14 protein-coding genes and 1 tRNA gene are annotated in these 18597 nt (G+C 62.2%); 13 read left to right on the forward strand and 2 right to left on the reverse strand.

The window, feature by feature from the left end:
* The first annotated feature begins 25 nt into the window (after window positions 1-25).
* The 7 genes from IPJ87_18085 to IPJ87_18115 are packed head-to-tail and all read left to right on the forward strand — an operon-like array spanning window position 26 to window position 11446.
* Window positions 26-4618, forward strand: a complete 4593-nt coding sequence (locus tag IPJ87_18085) for a hypothetical protein (protein ID MBK7943756.1) — start codon at window positions 26-28, stop codon at window positions 4616-4618.
* A complete protein-coding gene (locus IPJ87_18090) occupies window positions 4618-6147 on the forward strand; it encodes a T9SS type A sorting domain-containing protein (GenBank protein ID MBK7943757.1) in 1530 nt (509 codons plus the stop codon). Before IPJ87_18085 ends, IPJ87_18090 begins: the two co-directional genes overlap by 1 nt.
* Window positions 6144-7643 carry a hypothetical protein gene (locus tag IPJ87_18095; GenBank protein MBK7943758.1) on the forward strand — a complete coding sequence of 500 codons (1500 nt, stop codon included), beginning with the start codon at window positions 6144-6146 and terminating at the stop codon, window positions 7641-7643. Before IPJ87_18090 ends, IPJ87_18095 begins: the two co-directional genes overlap by 4 nt.
* A gap of 3 nt (window positions 7644-7646) precedes the next feature.
* Window positions 7647-9173: a T9SS type A sorting domain-containing protein gene (locus tag IPJ87_18100; protein ID MBK7943759.1), complete on the forward strand. Its 1527-nt coding sequence runs from the start codon at window positions 7647-7649 to the stop codon at window positions 9171-9173.
* A 30-nt stretch (window positions 9174-9203) separates the two neighbouring features.
* A complete protein-coding gene (locus IPJ87_18105) occupies window positions 9204-9455 on the forward strand; it encodes a hypothetical protein (protein ID MBK7943760.1) in 252 nt (83 codons plus the stop codon).
* A 54-nt stretch (window positions 9456-9509) separates the two neighbouring features.
* Window positions 9510-10604: a Nif3-like dinuclear metal center hexameric protein gene (locus IPJ87_18110; GenBank protein MBK7943761.1), complete on the forward strand. Its 1095-nt coding sequence runs from the start codon at window positions 9510-9512 to the stop codon at window positions 10602-10604.
* 2 nt (window positions 10605-10606) lie between these two features.
* Window positions 10607-11446: a hypothetical protein gene (locus tag IPJ87_18115; GenBank protein MBK7943762.1), complete on the forward strand. Its 840-nt coding sequence runs from the start codon at window positions 10607-10609 to the stop codon at window positions 11444-11446.
* Window positions 11447-11504: 58 nt separating this feature from the next.
* Here the strand turns inward: IPJ87_18115 and IPJ87_18120 are convergent, their stop codons facing one another.
* Both IPJ87_18120 and IPJ87_18125 read right to left on the reverse strand, forming a co-directional pair.
* Window positions 11505-13004, reverse strand: a complete 1500-nt coding sequence (locus IPJ87_18120; GenBank protein MBK7943763.1) for a hypothetical protein — start codon at window positions 13002-13004, stop codon at window positions 11505-11507.
* Window positions 13005-13007: 3 nt separating this feature from the next.
* Complete coding sequence (locus IPJ87_18125; protein MBK7943764.1) at window positions 13008-13961, reverse strand: hypothetical protein; 954 nt, start codon at window positions 13959-13961, stop codon at window positions 13008-13010.
* Window positions 13962-14050: 89 nt separating this feature from the next.
* On the opposite strand from IPJ87_18125, the gene IPJ87_18130 reads away from it, so the two are divergent.
* The 6 genes from IPJ87_18130 to IPJ87_18155 all read left to right on the forward strand — a co-directional run bounded on the left by IPJ87_18130 (window position 14051) and on the right by IPJ87_18155 (window position 18593).
* Window positions 14051-15520 (forward strand): proline--tRNA ligase, encoded by a 1470-nt coding sequence (locus IPJ87_18130; GenBank protein MBK7943765.1) that lies wholly within the window; start codon window positions 14051-14053, stop codon window positions 15518-15520.
* Window positions 15520-16245: a hypothetical protein gene (locus IPJ87_18135; protein MBK7943766.1), complete on the forward strand. Its 726-nt coding sequence runs from the start codon at window positions 15520-15522 to the stop codon at window positions 16243-16245. Before IPJ87_18130 ends, IPJ87_18135 begins: the two co-directional genes overlap by 1 nt.
* Window positions 16246-16316: 71 nt before the next feature.
* Window positions 16317-16388: transfer RNA gene (locus tag IPJ87_18140), tRNA-Glu, on the forward strand.
* Between the two features lie 860 nt (window positions 16389-17248).
* Window positions 17249-17773: a polysaccharide biosynthesis/export family protein gene (locus IPJ87_18145; protein ID MBK7943767.1), complete on the forward strand. Its 525-nt coding sequence runs from the start codon at window positions 17249-17251 to the stop codon at window positions 17771-17773.
* Window positions 17745-18140, forward strand: coding sequence for a hypothetical protein (locus IPJ87_18150; protein MBK7943768.1), 396 nt, complete (start codon window positions 17745-17747; stop codon window positions 18138-18140). Before IPJ87_18145 ends, IPJ87_18150 begins: the two co-directional genes overlap by 29 nt.
* A 105-nt stretch (window positions 18141-18245) precedes the next feature.
* On the forward strand, window positions 18246-18593 hold the full coding sequence (locus IPJ87_18155) for a hypothetical protein (protein MBK7943769.1): 348 nt from the start codon (window positions 18246-18248) through the stop codon (window positions 18591-18593).
* The last annotated feature ends 4 nt before the right edge of the window (window positions 18594-18597 follow it).

Below are 18597 nucleotides of genomic sequence, written 5' to 3' on the forward strand. Positions count from 1 at the left end.
TACGCATCCCCTCACCCCCTTCCCCATGCGCACGCTTCGTCACCCATGGGTTCTGGTCGTTCTGCTCGTTGCCGCACCGGCGGTCCTGGTGGCCCAGCCGCCGATGGTGACCAAGTACTTGTACGAGTTCGACACGCTTGGCTCCGGCCACCCCAACGACCTGATCAATGACCAGCCAGCGCTGCTGAAGGCTGCCGCCTTCTTCCAGGCTCGTGGTGGCTACGGCACCCTGATCCTGGAGGGGGGCGAGTACATCGTGGGAGTGCAGGAGCTGCACTGGGCCACCGACCCCCTGCCAGGGCCGGACTGGACCGCTCACGAATACCCTAGCGGGCTGCCCCCTTCTGCCCCCAAATGCTCACCCTTGGTGGCCGTGCAGACCGGCTTCACCCTCGAAGGATGTGCGCAGTTCACCATCCAAGGGGGCATCAACACCACCATCCGCTACCGGGACTGCCTGTACTACGGCACCTTCCTGCGCACCGCCGGCACCGACGAGGTGTTCAGCGCGGCCGGTGTGGATAGTTGCCAGTCCTGCGATCACCCGGGGCAGTTGCCCGATCTGCTGCACGCTTACGTGGGCAACATGTTCCGCTTCAGCCATTGCGACTCCATCACCGTGCGCGACCTGGACCTGAACGGCAACATTGACAAGGCCCTCCTGGGCGGCCGCAGTTGGTTCGATGGGATCCAGACGGACTACGACGGTCTCCTGATCCACGAGTCCAGCAACTGTCTCGTCGATCATGTGCGGGCACATCACTTCGGCCGGGACGGGCTCACGATCTATGCCACATACGCGGACACGCTGGTACCCTTTGCCACGGTGTACCCCGGCCTGCAGGTGGGCATCGACCCGGCCGACAGCAGCGCCACCCCGGGTAACCGCACTGTGCTCTTCAACAACCGTGTGCTGACCAGCCGGTTCGAATGGAACGGCCGGCAGGGCCTCTCCTGGACCGGCCTTTCCGGGCTTCAGGTCTCGGATTGCGACTTCAACTACAACGGCGCCGGGCGCATGACCAGCCAGCCTGGTTCGGGCCTGGACATCGAGGGCGTGGGCGGACCCATGCGTGTGAGGCACGGAACCTTCGACAACTGCCGCTTCCTGCACAATCGCTCGCATGGGATCGTTTCCGCCGGAGCCCGATGCCTGGGACAGCAGGACTTCAAATTCACGAAATGCGTGGTGAAAGCCGGCCTGGAGGGCATGGCCATCTGGCCCGAGACCCGGCAGATGTCATTCGACAGTTGCGAGGTGTACGGCAACGTGGGCCGGTTCTATGAGCAGCCGGAGAACCTGCCCTACGACCCGGCCTACGACCTGGAGTTCCGTCATACCAACTTCCATGAAGAGGACGACCAGTGGGCCTACGTTTCATGGACGATCTACGGTATACATGATACCGCCACCTGCGCGGCGGGCCCGCACATGTTCCGGTTCACCAAGACCCCCGGCTCGCGGGTGATCTTCGATCACTGTGGTTTCTACACCAATTGCAGGGCCATCGTGCGCTTCTATGGCCGGGACACGTCCTCCACCGCACTCCCGTATTGCCCCCTGAACAGCACGGGACCCTGCATCGGTTGCGACAGTGCGGACGACCGCTACGTGAGGGTGATGAATTGCACCTTCGTCAACACGGGGCGGTCCGGTTGTGGCACGCTCACCGAGGTCTTTTCGGGCAAGCACACGCTGGTGGATAGCTTGACGTCCTTCACCATTCCCGGCATCGTGCGCGGCGGCCTTCCCAGCGACCAGTATAATGTCGTGTTCGACAACTGTGCACCGTATTGTGCGGGGTACACCATCGATACCATCCCCGTGACGGTGTTCCCGGAGTGCAAACCATACTTCTTCCTTCACGACACCGTGCCTCATTGGGACCTCTGCGATCCCGCCAACAACGTGCTCATGCCGCCGTGCAGCAGCGATGCCAACTGCTATTCACTCACCGTCCTTGCTGACAGTGCCTTCGCGAGCGTGGTGGGCGATGTCTTCATCGGTACGGTGAACATCCAGGGGCGGTTCTTCGTGGATGCGGATGTGCTCTTTCAGAACGCCGAAGTGCGTCTGCATCCCGGCGCGGAGATCATCGTGCAGAACGGCTGGACGCTCGACATCGAGAACAGCTCCTTCGCCGCCTGCAATGGGGTGATGTGGAGAAGCATCACGGCGGAGGACGGGGCTACTTTGCGCATCCGGGGGTCTTTCATGGACGATGCGGAAAGCGCCGTGGCCGCCCTGGACGGCTCCACCATCTGGGTGGATGGCACCCAGTTCCACAACAACCGCGTGGGCATCGGCATCCCCGATGTGGGCCTGCCTTACAACAACGTGGCCTGCTGGGTGAGCAACAGCACGTTCTACAGCGCGGGCGCCATGCCGCTGCCCTGCCCCGGCCAGACCACCTCCGTGGGCGACCGGGGCTTCGCGGCCTTTGCCGTGCACCGCACCACCCTGGACCTCGCCGGTGGCCACAACACCCTCCACACCCTGAGCAATGGCATCGTGGCCCACCAGAGCGATGTGCAGGTGAGCGACTGCCGCATGCAGGACATCCAGCCCGATAGCGCCTACACCCTCACGGGCAACGGCGCTGGCATCTTCGCCCGCGGCGACCAAGGCTACCACTTCCTGCGGCAGCAGGGCTACGGCATGGCCGGCACCCCCAGTTTCACCAGCTGCCGCTGGGGCGTGTACACCGAGTACATGAACGTGCTGAGCACAGACAACCGGATGCTGGACATGGGTACCGCCCACCATGTGGAGCGCAGCGGCTACCGCTATGTGGACATCCTCACCAACCTCGTGGCCGCCCACCGGAACGGCATGGAACTGCGGGCCAATGACGGCGCGGCGCACATCCTGCTGCAAGGCAACGACATCACCTTCGGCGACCACCCTTGCGCCAATTGCAAGGGCTACACGGGCATCCTCGTCACCGAGGGCAACCAGCAGGCGCATGATGCGCGCATCCTGAACAACAGCATCCACTTCTTGAACGCGCCCACCTCGCGCTTCGGCATCGCCCTCACCGCCGCCGATGCCTGGCAGGTGGCCGACAACACGGTGCTGCTGGTGAGCAATGCCCACAACCGCACGGGCATCCAGCTGGAGGGCTGCCGGGCCACGGAGGTGAGTTGCAACCAGATCAGCAGCAGCGACACCGGCTACCCCATCGCCGCACAAAGCGCCATCCGCAACATGATGGGGAGCCAGCCGCTGATCAGCTGCAACGAGATGGACCGCACGGCCAATGGCATCCTGTTCAACGGCGTGGCCTACAACACCGACGTGCGCGGCAACTTCTTCCACAACCACAAGTGGCCGTTGCACCTGGATGCCACGGCGATCATCGATGCGCAGGTGCGGAAGGGGAACTTATGGGATACGGCGGCCGTGACGCCTGTATGGGGGGCGTGGTATGAGGTGAGTGATGCGCAGTCTGTGGTTTCGCTTTTTCTGTATGATCCCACTACCGTTGGCAGTGGTACAACGCAGCCGCCCTCATGGTCACCACCAAGCTGGTTCAACGTCACGTCGGGCGCGAACTACGATTGCGCTGATCATCATGGAACGCATTATTGCAGCCAGTTCGATGGCGACCGTTGTGCGGATTGCGTGAAGGAATTGGACGAGAAGATCGCCAGTGACAGTTTGGAGAACGATGCGTACACGGAAGAGACGCAGTGGATACTGAAAGCGGACCTGTACAAGAAGCTGGATGACTCACCTGCCTTGCTGGACAGCCTACAGAGCTTGGAGGACTTCTATGATGAGCTGCAAGGCAGCACGACAGCCGCTTTCAAGGCCATCGACGACGTCCGGCTGGCGCTCTACGACCTGGACAGCAGCGTGGTCGCGCAGTTGCAGGCGAATCGTGCCCAGGTCGAGGGCTACATGGCCTTGGTGAAGGATGGTCTGGAACAACTGGGTGACAGTACGTTTACGCTGGCACAGCGACAGGCTATCCTGACCAGCGTCAGTGGTTACCGCCAGAACATCGCTGACCTATCCACATGGAACGCAACAGCTTTGCAAGGCGCCAGCACCTCCAAGGTGCTTACTGCCACCGGCGTGCAGGCCGCGAATGCGAACATCACGACCAGCGAACTGATCGAGGCGAACGAGCGAGCTGTGAACGACATTTACCTGGCTACCATAGCCAAGGATGTGGATGGCTTCACCTTGGCGCAGGCCACTGACCTTTTTAACATCGCAAGCCAATGTCCCATGCTTGGAGGTAACGCGGTCTTCAAGGCGCGATCCCTGTATTGGCTCGTCGATGACAAATACGACTTCGATGAACAGTTGTTGTGTCTGCCGCACGGTATCATCGTGAAGAACCTGACCGACCGGACCTCGAACGCTGTTGCCGTGATCCCCAATCCTGCTGTGGACGAAGCCACCTTGGTTTTGGACCGCGTGCTTGACGAACCTGGAGCCTTTGTGGTCTTCGATGGCTTGGGTGGTGAGGTGATGCGCCATGGCGTGCCCATTGAGGTGCCACGTATCGCGTTCAGCACGCGCTCGCTGGCGCCCGCTATCTACCACTACCAGGTGCAAGGGCCTTCCGGCATCATCGGTTCAGGCAAGCTCACCATCATTCGCTAATGCTTAACCGCAACATCAAGCACCGCACGAAGTTCGCGAAGCTCGGTCTTGCCGCGCTTGTACAGTGTTTCCTTGGCAGTTGGCAAGCGGGTTTTGGCCAGGGATGGAACGATTTGTGGTTGGGTGGATTCGACAGTGATGGCCCACCTCCATTCGGCGGAGTGGATCTTGAGTTCATTACAGGTAGCTTGGTGATATCCACGGTATCGCGCGATATCGGCTTCCGCAGGACCTCCGCCAATATCACGGATGCGAACGGCGACCTGCTCTTTAGCACTAATGGTGCATTCGTAGCCAATGCGTTTGGGGACACCATGCTCAACGGGACAGGACTGAGCCCTGGTTGGTACGCGGATCAGTACACAGAGGGATTCGCGATACCACAGGGCGTGCTGGTTCTTCCAAAACCTGAAGCACCGGATATCTACTATCTCTTCCACAATTCCGTTGATGTTTGGGCAGGGCCACATGCTCAATCGCTTTACCTGACGACCATCGACATGAGCCTTGACGGTGGGTTGGGAGGAGTGACAAGCAAGAACCAAGTGATCTTTTCCGACGACCTGAACGTGGGCCGGCTCACCGCCGTGCGCCATGCCAATGGCCGCGATTGGTGGGTCTTCTGCCACAAGCTGGATACCAACATCTACTACAGGCTTTTGGTCACCCCCTCCGGAATCACGATCGATGGCACACAGGCGATCGGGGCTATCCGCGAGGCGGATGCCGGTCAGGTGTGCTTCTCACCCGACGGCAGCAAGTTCGCCTACTACTGGGGCGATGAGCCCGGCGATGACCTGGATATCCTGAGCTTCGATCGTTGCACCGGGCACTTCTTCGACGTGATCAACGTTCAGATCAGCGATTACGATGGTGGTGGAGGTGTGGCATTCTCCCCCAACGGCCGTTACGTCTACGTGTCCTCGGTATTCGATGTCTACCAGTTCGATACGGAGGCTGCTGATGTGGCCGCATCCATGGTACATATCGCTGAATGGGATAGTACGTATTCGCCATTCCCGCCTTTGGCAACGCTCTTCGACATCGCCCAACTCGCGCCCGATGGCAAGATCTACATCAGCACGGGCAACAGCACCGACAAACTGCATGTGATCCACTCACCCGATTCGGCTGGGCTGGCATGTAACATCGAGCAGCATGGGATCGCGTTACCGAGGTACTTCAGCAACTCATTGCCCAACCACCCCAACTACCATCTAGGCCCGATCGATGGCAGTGTGTGCGATAGCTTGGGGATCAATGCGGGCATGCTCGAGGAGGCACTGCGGCTTGGTGTGCAGGCGTATCCGAACCCCAGCGCAGGGAACTTCACCCTCAGCTATCCCGCGCAAAGCACAGTGGGCGAGTTAGAAGTGCGCGACCTGTCGGGTCGCCTTCTACTGCGTGAGCGCATTCCGCAGTGGAGCCAGTTACACAGTGTGGAGTTGCACGAGGCAGCGGGCATGTACCAATGCCGCATCGTCTGGGGGACACAGCGGGCCGCAGTCCGGGTTATACTAGAACCATGAGACGATCAACCGTCCTTTTGCTCTGCGTCCCGGTCATGCCAGTGGTGGCCACCAGCTACCCCATCGCCGCACAAAGCGCGATCCGCAACATGATGGGGAGCCAGCCGCTGATCAGCTGCAACGAGATGGACCGCACGGCCAATGGCATCCTGTTCAACGGCGTGGCCTACAACACCGATGTACGTGGCAACTTCTTCCACAACCACAAGTGGGCGTTGCATTTGGATGGTACTGCGGTGATCGGTCTGCAAGAACTAAAAGGGAACCTGTGGTACAACGCCGCTGGTGCTGGTGGGGTTTGCGCCTTGTATGAGGACACGATCAATGCCCCGAACTTCCCTTTCCGCTACAACCCGGCCATCATCAGTGGAGGCAATACACAACCTCCATCGGTATCTCCCAACGGCTGGTTCAGCGTTCTCTTTGGTGCGAACTACGATTGCGCCGACCACCACGGCATGGATTACTGCAGCCAGTTCGAGGGAGAACGGGACAACGAGCGCCTGACCGGACTGGATGTGCGGCTGGCGAACGATAGTTTAGAGAATGGCCCTTACACGGATGAATCGAAATGGATGCTCAAAAGCGGGTTGTACAAGAAACTCGACGAGAACCCGGAGTTGCAGGATAGTTTGCAAGTGATGGCCGATCTCTATGATGAGATGCAAGGCAGCACCACTTCGACCTTCAAGGGGATCGACGACAGCCAACAGGCCCTGTACGATTTGGACAGCAACGTGGTGGTGCAATTACGGGCCAACAGCGCGCAGATCGGCAGTCTGGCTATGCTCGTGCAGGGAGATTTGGAGCAGTTGGGTGAAAGCAACCTGACATTCGCACAACGGGAGGCTATTCTTGCGGGGTTGAACGGCTATCGAGAAGACATCCGGGACTTGTCCGCGTGGAGCACGGCGATACTACAAGCAGTATCCAGTTCCAAGGAGCAAAGCGCTCATACCGTTCAGGTCACGAACACCGGTATTGCGATAGCTGAGCTGATCGAGGAGAACCAAAAGACCGTGAACGAGATCTATCTCGCCACGATAGGCAAGGATGTGGACATCTTCTCCACCACACAAGCCGGTGCGCTCTTTGACATCGCGAACCAGTGTCCGATGATCGGCGGCAATGCGGTCTTCAAGGCCCGCTCCCTCTACTGGCTCATCGACGACAACTACGATTTTGATGATCCGCTTCTGTGCCTGTCCTACGGCATCATCGTGAAGAGCTTGACCGAACGACAAGCGAATACGATCAGTGTAATACCCAATCCAGCGAGAGACGAGGCTAGCTTGGTAATGCCTCAGGAGTTGAAGGATCCCGGGACGCTGATCATTTACGATGCGCTCGGAGCCGAAGTGCTGCGCAGCAGCATACCTGCTGAGACGATGCGCTTTGCCTTTAGCACAGCGGCACTTTCCCCTGCGCTATATCACTACATGGTGCTTACAGTTGAGGGCGTGATCGGCTATGGGAAGTTGACCATCCTTCGCTGATCAATGCGGATCGCCAGAGCAATCACTTCAATACGTTCAGCCTGGCTGTGCGTGCTTTCTGTCTTCATCCAGCATGCTTACGCGCAACAAGGTTTGAACAATTTGTGGCTGGGTGGATTCGATAGCGACGGCCCCCCACCTTTTGGTGGAGTCGATCTGGATTTTGAAAGCGGGAGCATCGTCATTTCGACCATGTCACGAGCCATTGGCTACCGCAGGACCTCGGCGAACATCACTGATGCCAGTGGAAATCTACTCTTCAGTACCAATGGGGCATACCTCGCGAATGCTACAGGCGATACCCTATTGAACGGCACTGGGCTCAATCCGAGCAGCTACACGTCCATGTTCCCAGAGGGTTTATACCTCTCGCAGGCCTGCCTGATCCTGCCAAAGCCAGAGGCGTCGGATATCTATTATCTCTTCCATGGCACCCTTGACAACATACCTGGACCCAATGCGCTCTATCTCTATCTGACCACCATCGATATGAGCTTGGACGGTGGGTTGGGAGGGGTCACGACCAAGAACCAGGTATTGGTCTCCGATGCGTTGAACACAGGAAGGATCACGGCCGTTCGCCATGCCAATGGGCGCGATTGGTGGGTATTCTGTCATAAAGTGAACACGAACAGCTTCTACAGGTTGCTGGTTACGCCGAACGGCGTGGTGGTTGATGGTACACAATCGATCGGTATCATTCGGCCACCAGACAATGGCCAGGCTTGTTTCTCCCCGGATGGCAGCAAGTTCGCCTACTACTGGGGGCAGTTCAACCAAGATCTGGAGATCTTCGACTTCGATCGTTGCACAGGTCTGTTCTCGAACTCGGTGCATATCCTCATCAACGATGAGAACAGCATGGGTGGCGTTGCCTTCTCGCCCAACAGCCGCTTCCTCTATGTTCCATCCTTGGAAGACGTGTATCAGTACGACACAGAGGCTACCGACATCGCCGCTTCCATGGTCCATATCGCCGAGTGGGACAGTACGTATTCTCCCTTTCCGCCTCTAGCTGCGCTGTTCGACATTGCCCAACAGGGACCGGATGGCAAGATCTACATCGGTACTGGCAATAGCACGGATGTGCTGCATGTGATCCACGAGCCCGACCAGCCGGGCTTGGCCTGCGACATCGAGCAGCATGGCATCGCACTTCCACGGTATTTCGAGAACTCCCTGCCCAACCACCCCAACTACCACCTGGGCCCGATCGATGGCAGTGTGTGCGATAGCTTGGGGATCAATGCGGGCCTCACCCCCGGCCCCTCTCCCGCGGAGAGGGGGGGAATACAGGTCTACCCCAACCCGAACAACGGAGCGTTCACCATGAGCTATGCCGCGCAACCGGTGGCGGGTGCATTGGAGGTGCGCGACCTGAGCGGTCGCTTGGTGCTGAAGGAGCGCCTGCCGCAGTGGAGCCAGGTGCATCGGGTGGACCTCGCAGGCGAAGCTTCGGGCATGTACCATTGCACGCTTCGCTGGGGCATGCGGTCAGCGTCCACCCGCATCATCGTTCAAGCGCCATGAGCATGCGCGGCGCTCATATTCATCCTGCTCGTGCTGCCCCTCGGCCTGCTGGCGCAGGAACCTGGATCGTCAGCACCACCCGATACACTGAATGCCACTACCCGTGCGGTGCTGCTGGCCAACCGCCCGGAGCATGTCGAGGAAGCGGAGTGGCTGCGGGTGATGGAGCGGCCGGTGAACCGGACCTTGTATCCGCTGCGCATCACGCAGGTCATGCTGGATACTTTGGATGGGCGGTTGCTGGACAGGAGGTTCCAGTATATCCTGGTGAACGAACGATAGGGTCTTTCATGTGCACTGCTTCCTTTGCGATCCCCTTACCATAGGCCGTTCGCGATGAAGATCAAGCAACTCACCACCGCACTGGAGGCCTGGGCCCCGCGTGGCCTGCAGGAGGACTACGACAACAGCGGACTGCACGTCGGGGACCCGGAGGCGGAGGTGACCGGCGCGCTGGTCTGCCTGGACTGCACGGAGCAGGTGGTGGAGGAGGCGGCGGCCAAGGGCTGCGGGCTGATCATCAGCCATCATCCGGTGATCTTCCGCGGGCTGAAGAGCTTGGTGCCGCGAGGGCCGGTGGAGCGCACGGTGCTGGCCGCCATCCGGCGGGACATCGCGCTGTACGCCATCCACACCAACCTGGACAACGTGATCGACGGGGTGAACGGGGAGATCGCCGATGCGCTCGGGCTGATGGGGCGGCGCGTGCTTCAGCCGCGGCCGGCCCAGCTGGCCAAGCTGGCGGTCTTCGTGCCGCATGCGCACGCCGAAGCCGTCCGTGACGCCCTGTTCCGGGCCGGGGCCGGCCGCATCGGGGCCTACGACGAGTGCAGCTTCAACCTCGAGGGGCAGGGCACCTTCAGGCCGGGGGAGGGCAGCCAGGCCTTCGTGGGCCGGAAGGGGGAGCGGCACCAGGAGCCCGAGACCCGGGTGGAGGTGGTGCTGTCGCGCACCCTGGAGGCCGCCGTGGTGGCCGCCATGAAGTCCGCGCACCCCTACGAGGAGGTGGCCTATGACCTGGTGCCGCTGGCCAACGACCACCCCGGTGTCGGCAGCGGGCTGGTGGGGCACTGGGAACGGCCCGTGGGCGAGGGTGACTTCCTGGAGCGGATCAAGCAGGTCTTCGGGCAGCGCGTGGTGCGCCATGGCCCGCTCAGGGGGCGGCCCGTGCAGCGGGTGGCGCTCTGCGGGGGGGCGGGGGCCTTCCTCATCGGGCATGCGCTGGCCGCCGGTGCCGATGCGTTCATCACCGCCGACCTCAAGTACCACGACTATTTCCAGGCGGACGGGCGGGTGCTGCTGGCCGATGTGGGGCACTACGGCAGCGAGCAGTTCACCATGCGGCTGATCCAGCGCAGGTTAGGGGAAGTTTTCCCTACCTTTGCGGTCCGTTTGACGGAAACCGTCACCGATCCCATCCACTATTCCTGAACATGGCCAAGACCGACGTGAAGACCGCGGCGAAGAGCGAGGGCACGGCCGCCGTCAAGAACGGCGCCGCCCGGGCAACCCACGCCGCCGGCAAGGCGGAGATCACCGTCGCCGAGAAGCTGGTGGACCTGTACCGCATGCAGGTCATCGACGCCCAGGTGGACCGCATCCGCACGCAGCGGGGCGAACTGCCGCTGGAAGTGCAGGACCTGGAGGATGAGGTCGCCGGCCTGAACACCCGCCTGTCCAAGCTCGAGGAGGAGCTGAAGGAGCTGGAGAACAACGTGGCGGACCGCCAGAACATGATCAAGGACGCCAAGGCGTCGATCAAGAAGTACGAGGCGCAGCAGAGCAAGGTGCGCAATAACCGGGAGTACGACAGCCTCAGCAAGGAGATCGAGTTCCAGAACCTGGAGATCCAGCTGGCCGAGAAGCGCATCAAGGAGACCAAGGCGCAGATCGATGCCAAGAAGATGGTGGTGGAGGAGAGCGCGAACCTCGTGAAGGAGCGCCAGAAGGATTTGGACCACAAGAAGAAGGAGCTCGACGACATCATCGCCGAGACCGAGAAGGACGAAAAGGCCCTTCTGAAGAAGGCCTCCGAGGTGGCCGGCCATGTGGAGGAGCGCCTGCTGAGCGCTTACCGCCGCATCCGGGGCAATGCCCGCAACGGTCTGGCCGTGGTGGCGGTGGAGCGCGGCAGCTGCGGTGGCTGCTTCAACAGCATCCCGCCCCAGCGCCAGCTGGACATCAGCAGCCACAAGAAGATCATCGTGTGCGAGCACTGCGGCCGCATCCTCGTGGATGACTACGTGGTGGAGCGCGTGAAGGGCGAGCAGTAAGCTCCCTGGCAACGTTCAACGAAGGGCTGCCCCAAGGGGCGGCCCTTCGTCGTTCTGGTCAGGGCCTGAACGCCACGGTGAACAGGGCCCGATAGGCCGTCAACTCCTCGCGCACCGGGTCCACCAGCGCGGGGTCGTACATGCTGTAGCCGCCGGTGCTGCGATCGTACGCGAGGGCCAGGTCGAAGGAGAGCCGCGCGGCGCGGAACCCGCCACCCAACGAATAGCGCGTCCGGCCGTCGCCATGCCGCAGGTCGCCCGCGGCGAAGGGGTCGGTCCAGTACGCGAAGCCCCCCCGCAGGAAGGCCGGTCCCAAGCGCCATTCGGTGCCCACGCGGAACGCGTGCACCCCTTTCACCACCTGCTGGATCGTGCGGTTCTCGAAGGCGAAGTCGTAGCTGTCCGAAAGGGCGTTCGCCCGGCGCAGGCGGGTGGCGCGCTGATCGCTGTACTCATAGTCGGCGCTCACCGCGCCGCTGCGGCCCACGATGCCCGCCACGGAGAGCAGGGCGCGCCAGGGGCCCTGCACCCGGTATTGGAAGCTGCCGTCCGGGCTGTCGTAGGCATAGCTGTCGCCTGCTCGGAACCGGGTGGTCATGGTGGTGCTGTACACATCGGTCATCCAGAAGTAGGATGGGCTGTGCACCGAGGCTCCGATGCGGAGGTGGTCACCCACCCGCCCCAGTACCCCCAGCTTCAGGTCCACGCCGCTGCCGCGCATCACGAGGCGTTCCTCGTAGATGAACCGGTCCAACGAGTCCGTGGCGGCCAGCATGGTCTCGCTATGCGTCGTCAGTCGCTCGAAGCGCGACCCCAGGATCCCCACCGCTCCACCGATGAACAGGCGGTCATCAAGCCCGGCGGAGTAGTAGAAGGAGGTATTGCTGTTGGCGCCTGCCGTGCTGATGGCGTGGTCCTGGCGGGTGGGGCCCAGGCCCGAACCTCCGCCGTAGATCTGGTAGGCCGCCGGGTCGCCCGCGAGGGTGTCGATGGCGAAGGTCTGCCACGCCAGGTCCGCCGTGAACGGGTAGCCGCCGGCGAGCGCGTCGAACCGCGTGCCGTTGGCCTCGTTCACGAACTGCTGGAGGAGGGTGGAGGACACGTTCTCGCCGCGCGCCACGCGCTCCCAGTGGTGGCTGGCCGTGCGGTCGAACACCACGCCGAAGCTGCGGCTCTTCCAGCGGCTCTCGTCCTTGGTGGCGTGCAGGGCCATGGCCAGGTTGCTGAAGTGCACGCGCTGGTCGGTGTTGGAGGTGCTGGAGCCCAGAAGGCTTCCCCGGGCATCGTTCACCTCCAGGGCCGGGGTGGCCGAGAACTCGCTGGTGGTGAACAGCGCCATGCCCGCCGGGTTGGACCACAGGGCTCCGGGATCGGCGCCCAGCGCACCGAAGGCCCCGCCCAGGCCGAGGCTGCGGGCCGTGCCTTCAGGGCGCATGGACACGATGCGCAGCGCGTCATCCTCGTTCTGTGCCGGGAGGGTGATGGCCAGGAACGGGCCCAGCAAGGCAAGGAAGAACCGTTGCGGACCGGGTCCGCGTGCGATGATGCGGTGGATCATGGCTCAGCGGCGTCCACCGCCCGAGCGGGACGGTGCGGGTGAGGAGAAGCCACCTCCGCCGCGGGTTCCACGGTCCATCCCCCGCGAGGGCTGCTGGTCGATGGTCGGGCGCGACGGACGTTCGGTGGGCTCCACGCGTCCGGGCCGTTGCGCCGGGTCGGTGCGGGAGGGCCTGTCCATGGGACCGGGGCGGGCCTGGGGGCGTGTGCTGGTCCCTCCCGGTACGATCTGCACCGGGCGGTGCTCGATGCGGGCGCGCTGCTCAGGTTGTCCACGCAGGCCCACCGGGTTGTAGATCGGGGCCCGGTTGCCACCGCTGACCGGGCCGCCACCTCCCATGCTGCCGCGATGGGCCACCACACTGCGGTAGCTGCTGGTACCATCCCAGATGATCATCGGTTGGTAGCAACCCCAGCAATTGCCCCCGTATCCATAATAGGGGCCCCAGCCACTGTTCCAGCCGTACGGGGAACAGGACCAGCACGATCCCCAACCGCTGTTCCAACCCCAGCCATTGTTCCAACCCCAGGAGCCATAGCCGCTCTGCCAGCTGTTGTTCCAGTAGGGGTCGTTCCAACCGGGTGAGCCCCATCCGGTGCCCATGCCCCAGCCATTGCCCCAGGATCCCATGCCCACGCCCATGCCGAAGCCGAAGCGCCCGTAGTTGTAGTAATACGGGTCGTTGTAGGTCATGTCGTAGTAGTTGCGCGGATCGGTGTAGCGCTGGCTTTCGGCGGCGTTGTAATAGTCCGCTTCCGCGCTCTTCGGCTGCTCCGCGACGGCAGTGGGCGCGGGCTCCTCCACCGCTGCGGCCACCGCCACAGGTGCGTTCGCGGGCCGGTCATACACGCCATCGTGCGTGGCCGTGGTGTCCAGGGCGCCGCTACAGGCCTGCAGCAGAAGAGCGATCAGCAGGGCCGTTGGGGCTGTGCGGAGGGGCTGAAGGGGTCGGTCCATGGTGCAGGGATAACGCCTGACAGGGCGGCTTCGTTGTGTACTTTTGGCCGCTTCGTCTGCATCAAAAATAATACCACCCGGCGGCCCTCATGGCGGACATCCTGACAAAGCGTGCGGACGACCACGCACAATGGTACAACGACCTGGTGCTGAAGGCCGACATGGCCGAGCACAGCGATGTGCGCGGATGCATGGTGATCAAGCCGCACGGCTATGCCATCTGGGAGAAGATGCAGCGGGCCCTTGATGGCATGTTCAAGGAGACCGGGCACGTCAACGCCTACTTCCCTCTCTTCATCCCCAAGAGCTACCTGGCGAAGGAGGCCAGCCACGTGGAGGGCTTCGCCAAGGAGTGCGCCGTGGTCACCCACTATCGATTGAAGAGCGATCCCGTTCACGGGGTGGTGGTGGATCCCGAAGCGAAACTGGAGGAGGAGCTCATCGTGCGCCCCACCAGCGAGACCATCATCTGGAACACCTACCGCGGCTGGATCAAGAGCTACAGGGACCTGCCGCTGCTGATCAACCAATGGGCCAACGTGGTCCGCTGGGAGATGCGGACGCGCCTGTTCCTGCGCACGGCCGAGTTCCTCTGGCAGGAGGGCCACACCGCCCATGCCACCAGACAGGAGGCCATCGAGGAGACCGAGCGCATGCTGGAGGTGTACCGCCTCTTCGCCGAGGAGTGGCTGGCCATGCCCGTGATCAAGGGCATCAAGACGCCCGGTGAGCGCTTCGCCGGCGCGGAGGAGACCTATTGCATCGAGGCCATGATGCAGGATGGGAAGGCGCTGCAGGCGGGTACCTCGCACTTCCTCGGCCAGAACTTCGCCAAGGCCTTCGACGTGCTGTTCACCAACAAGGAGAACCGCCAGGAGCATGTGTGGGCCACCAGCTGGGGCGTGAGCACCCGGTTGATGGGCGCATTGATCATGACCCACAGCGATGACCATGGACTGGTGCTTCCTCCGAAGCTCGCGCCCAACCAAGTGGTCATCGTGCCGATCGCGAAGAACGCCGAGCAGTTGAGCGCGATCAGCACGTTCGTGGCCCCGATGATCGCGGAGATGCGCACCAAGGGCATTTCCGTGAAGTTGGACGACGATGACACCAAGAAGCCCGGTTGGAAGTTCGCTGAGCATGAGCTGAAGGGTGTTCCGGTGCGCATCGCCGTGGGCCCGCGTGACATGGAGAACGGGACCGTGGAGGTGGCCCGCAGGGACACCTTGGAAAAGCAGGTGATGCAGGCCACCGACATCGCCGAGAAGGTGGAGCATCTGCTGGAGGCCATCCAGGACAACCTCTACCAGAAGGCCCTCGCCATGCGCGAGCGGTACACCCGGGGGGTGAACACCTATGATGAGTTCAAGGTGGCGATCGAGGAGGGCGGCTTCATCCTCGCCCATTGGGACGGCACGGCCGAGACCGAGGAACGGGTGAAGGAGGAGACCAAGGCCACCATCCGCTGCATCCCTCTTGACGGTGACACCACCCCGGGCACCTGCATGGTCACCGGGCGCCCCAGCACACGCCGGGTCGTTTTTGCCCGCGCCTACTGATGAGCCCAAAGAAAGCCACCCCGCCCCCCGCGCCGTCCACCCCCGGCCCGCGCGAGATGATCCTGCGCATGCTGCACCACAAGAGCGGCATGAAACAGGATGTCTACCACCGCATCCTGGGCCTGTTCCGCGAGCTGAAGGAGGTGCTACAGGAGGTGGCCGATGACCTCGAGCACGAGATGCTGCAGCGAGATAAACGGGTGAGCGTTCAGTACCGGGACAAAGGGGAGATGACCTGCGAGCTCAAGGTGGCCGGCGATACGGTGATCTTCCACATGCACACCAACGTGTTCCGGCTGGACCAGGGGCACAGCCTGTGGAAGACCAGCTACCTCGAGGAGGATGAGCAACGGGGCTACTTCGGGGTCGTCAACGTGTACAACTTCCTGAGCGACTCCTTCAAGTATAACCGGGAGCGCGACCTGGGCTACCTCGTGAGCCGGCTCTTCCTCAACAAGGACGGCCACTTCTTCGTGCAGGGCAAACGCCAGCTGGGCTTCCTCTACAACGATCTGGCGGGCAACAGGATGGACCGGGAGGTGTTGAAACAGGTGATCTACTCCACGATCATCTATGTGCTGGACTTCGACCTGCTGACCCCGCCGTATGATCAGGTGAACCAGGTGACCGTCAGCGAGCTTAACGAGATCAACGCCGGGCTGCAGCTCACCACCGGTAAACGACTGGGCTTCCGCTTCCAGGCGGATGTGGACGACCTTAGCTGATCTTGCACAGATCGGGGCGTGTCTTATCTTTGCCCGCCCTTTCGGAAACCAGTCCGGGAGGTTGACATCGTGGCCCGTTCGTCTAGGGGTTAGGACGCGTCCCTTTCACGGATGAAACAGGGGTTCGATTCCCCTACGGGCTACATTCGAAAACCCGCGCTTAGCGCGGGTTTTCTCATTCCGCCCTCTGGGGAATGGCGCCACGCTTGTGATCTCCACCGGAGGATCACCGCTGGCGCCTCCTACGGGCTACTTCGGCTTAGCGCGGGTTTTCTCATTCCGCCCTCCGGGGAATGGCGCCACGCTTGTGGTCCTCCACCGGAGGATCACCGCTGGGGCCTCCTACGGGCTACTTCGGCTTAGCGCGGGTTTTCTCATTCCGCCCTCCGGGGAATGGCGCCACGCTTGTGGTCCTCCACCGGAGGATCACCGCTGGGGCCTCCTACGGGCTACTTCGGCTTAGCGCGGGTTTTCTCATTCCGCCCTCCGGGGAATGGCGCCACGCTTGTGATCCTCCACCGGAGATCACCGCTGGGGGCCTCCTACGGGCTACTTCGGCTTAGCGCGGGTTTTTCTCATTCCGCCCTCCGGGGAATGGCGCCACGCTTGGCATCCTCCACCGGAGGATACGCGCTGGCGCCTCCTACGGGCTACTTCGGCTTAGCGCGGGTTTTCTCATTCCGCCCTCCGGGGAATGGCGCCACGCTTGTGGTCCTCCACCGGAGGATCACCGCTGGGGCCTCCTACGGGCTACTTCGGCTTAGCGCGGGTTTTCTCGTCCAGCCTCCAGGAAACGGATCCACACTGGCGGTCCCTTCGCGGTTGAACGTGGACAAGGTCCTCGTCTGGTGCTCCCGCACCGCGCTGGGCGCAACCTCGGCACGGTTGCGCACGTATCTTTTAGCGCTTGTCCGTCAAGGACTTGCCTTCCGGAGGGGGATCGTTGTCCCTGCGGAGGGCGGTCCGCGGACCGCACTCGCATGAAGGAGTTCAAGGGGATGGGATGGGGCTGCTGGCCGCCTTGGTGCTGCTGACGGGCTGCGTGGGTGGGCGCCGCAACATCAACTACCTGCAGGACGGGTCCCTGAGCAATGGATCGGCCAAGCTGTTCGAGAACCGCAAGTTCGAGTACCGGATCCAGGTGAACGATGTGCTCAGCATCCGTGTACTGGGGCTCGACGAGGCCACCCACCGCTTCTTCAATGTGGAAAGCCAGAACGGATTCCAAGGCGTGAACGATGCGGCGCTTTACGTGAACGGGTTCTCCGTGGACAAGAACGGACAGGTCCAGTTGCCCACGGTGGGCCGCATCAAGGTGCAGGGCCTCACGATGGGCGAGGCGCAGGACCTGGTGCAGCGCAAGATCAACGAGTACTTCACCAACGCCACCGTGATCCTCAAGCTGGTGAGCTTCCGCATCAGCGTGCTGGGCGATGTGCGCAACCCGGGCATGTACTTCATCTACAACAACCAGATGCCCCATCCTGGACGCGCTGGCGATGGCCGGCGGCCCCAACGAATATGGTGACAAGAGCAAGGTGACCCTCATGCGCCAGAGCGACCGCGGCGTCCAGGCCCTGTACGTGGACCTGTCCGGCACGGAGGTGCTGGCCAGCGAGTACTACTACCTGCTGCCGAACGATGTGGTGTACGTGCCCACGCTGAAGGCTCGCGCAGGCCGGATGAACCTGGAGCTGCTGTCGGTGCTCTTCGGCGCGATCAGCGCCCTGGCCCCTGGTGGCCAACGTGTTCATCCTCAACCAGAACAACAACTGATGGCCGCACAGACCGGTACGGGAGACACCATCGACCTGAGGGCCATCTTCCGCAAGCTGGTGGCCCAAAGTGGTGGTTGTTCCTCATCACCCTCTCGCTTTCCGGGGCCGCAGCGGTAGCCTACCTGAAGACCACCCCGAAGCAGTTCTGGTGAGCGCCACCATGCTGATGGGGAGAAGAGCCGCAACAGTTTCGGGGGCGGGCAGGACGAGTTCCTCAAGGGGATGTCCTTCCTGCGCAGTGGAGGTGACATCGAGGACCACATCGCGATACTCACGTCCCGGTCCAACGTGGAGAAGACGCTCAAGCGCCTCGATTTCGGCATTTCCTTCTATGAGGAGCGGCGCTTCCTGAAACAGGAGCGCTACGACTATCCACCTTACCAAGATCACGCTGGACACGGCCTCGTTGCAGATCACGGGCGTGCCCATCCACGTGTCGGCTGGACCTGGCGGCCGGCACCTATCGCGAAGGCCGAGGCAAGAACGCGCCTCTATAACGTGAAGCGCCAGGAGGTGGTGAGCGAGTTCATGGAGCAAGTGGACATCGACCAGACGGGCCAAGGTGGGTGAGCCG

The sequence above is a fragment of the Flavobacteriales bacterium genome, from assembly GCA_016713875.1.
Classification (GTDB): domain Bacteria; phylum Bacteroidota; class Bacteroidia; order Flavobacteriales_F; family PHOS-HE28; genus PHOS-HE28.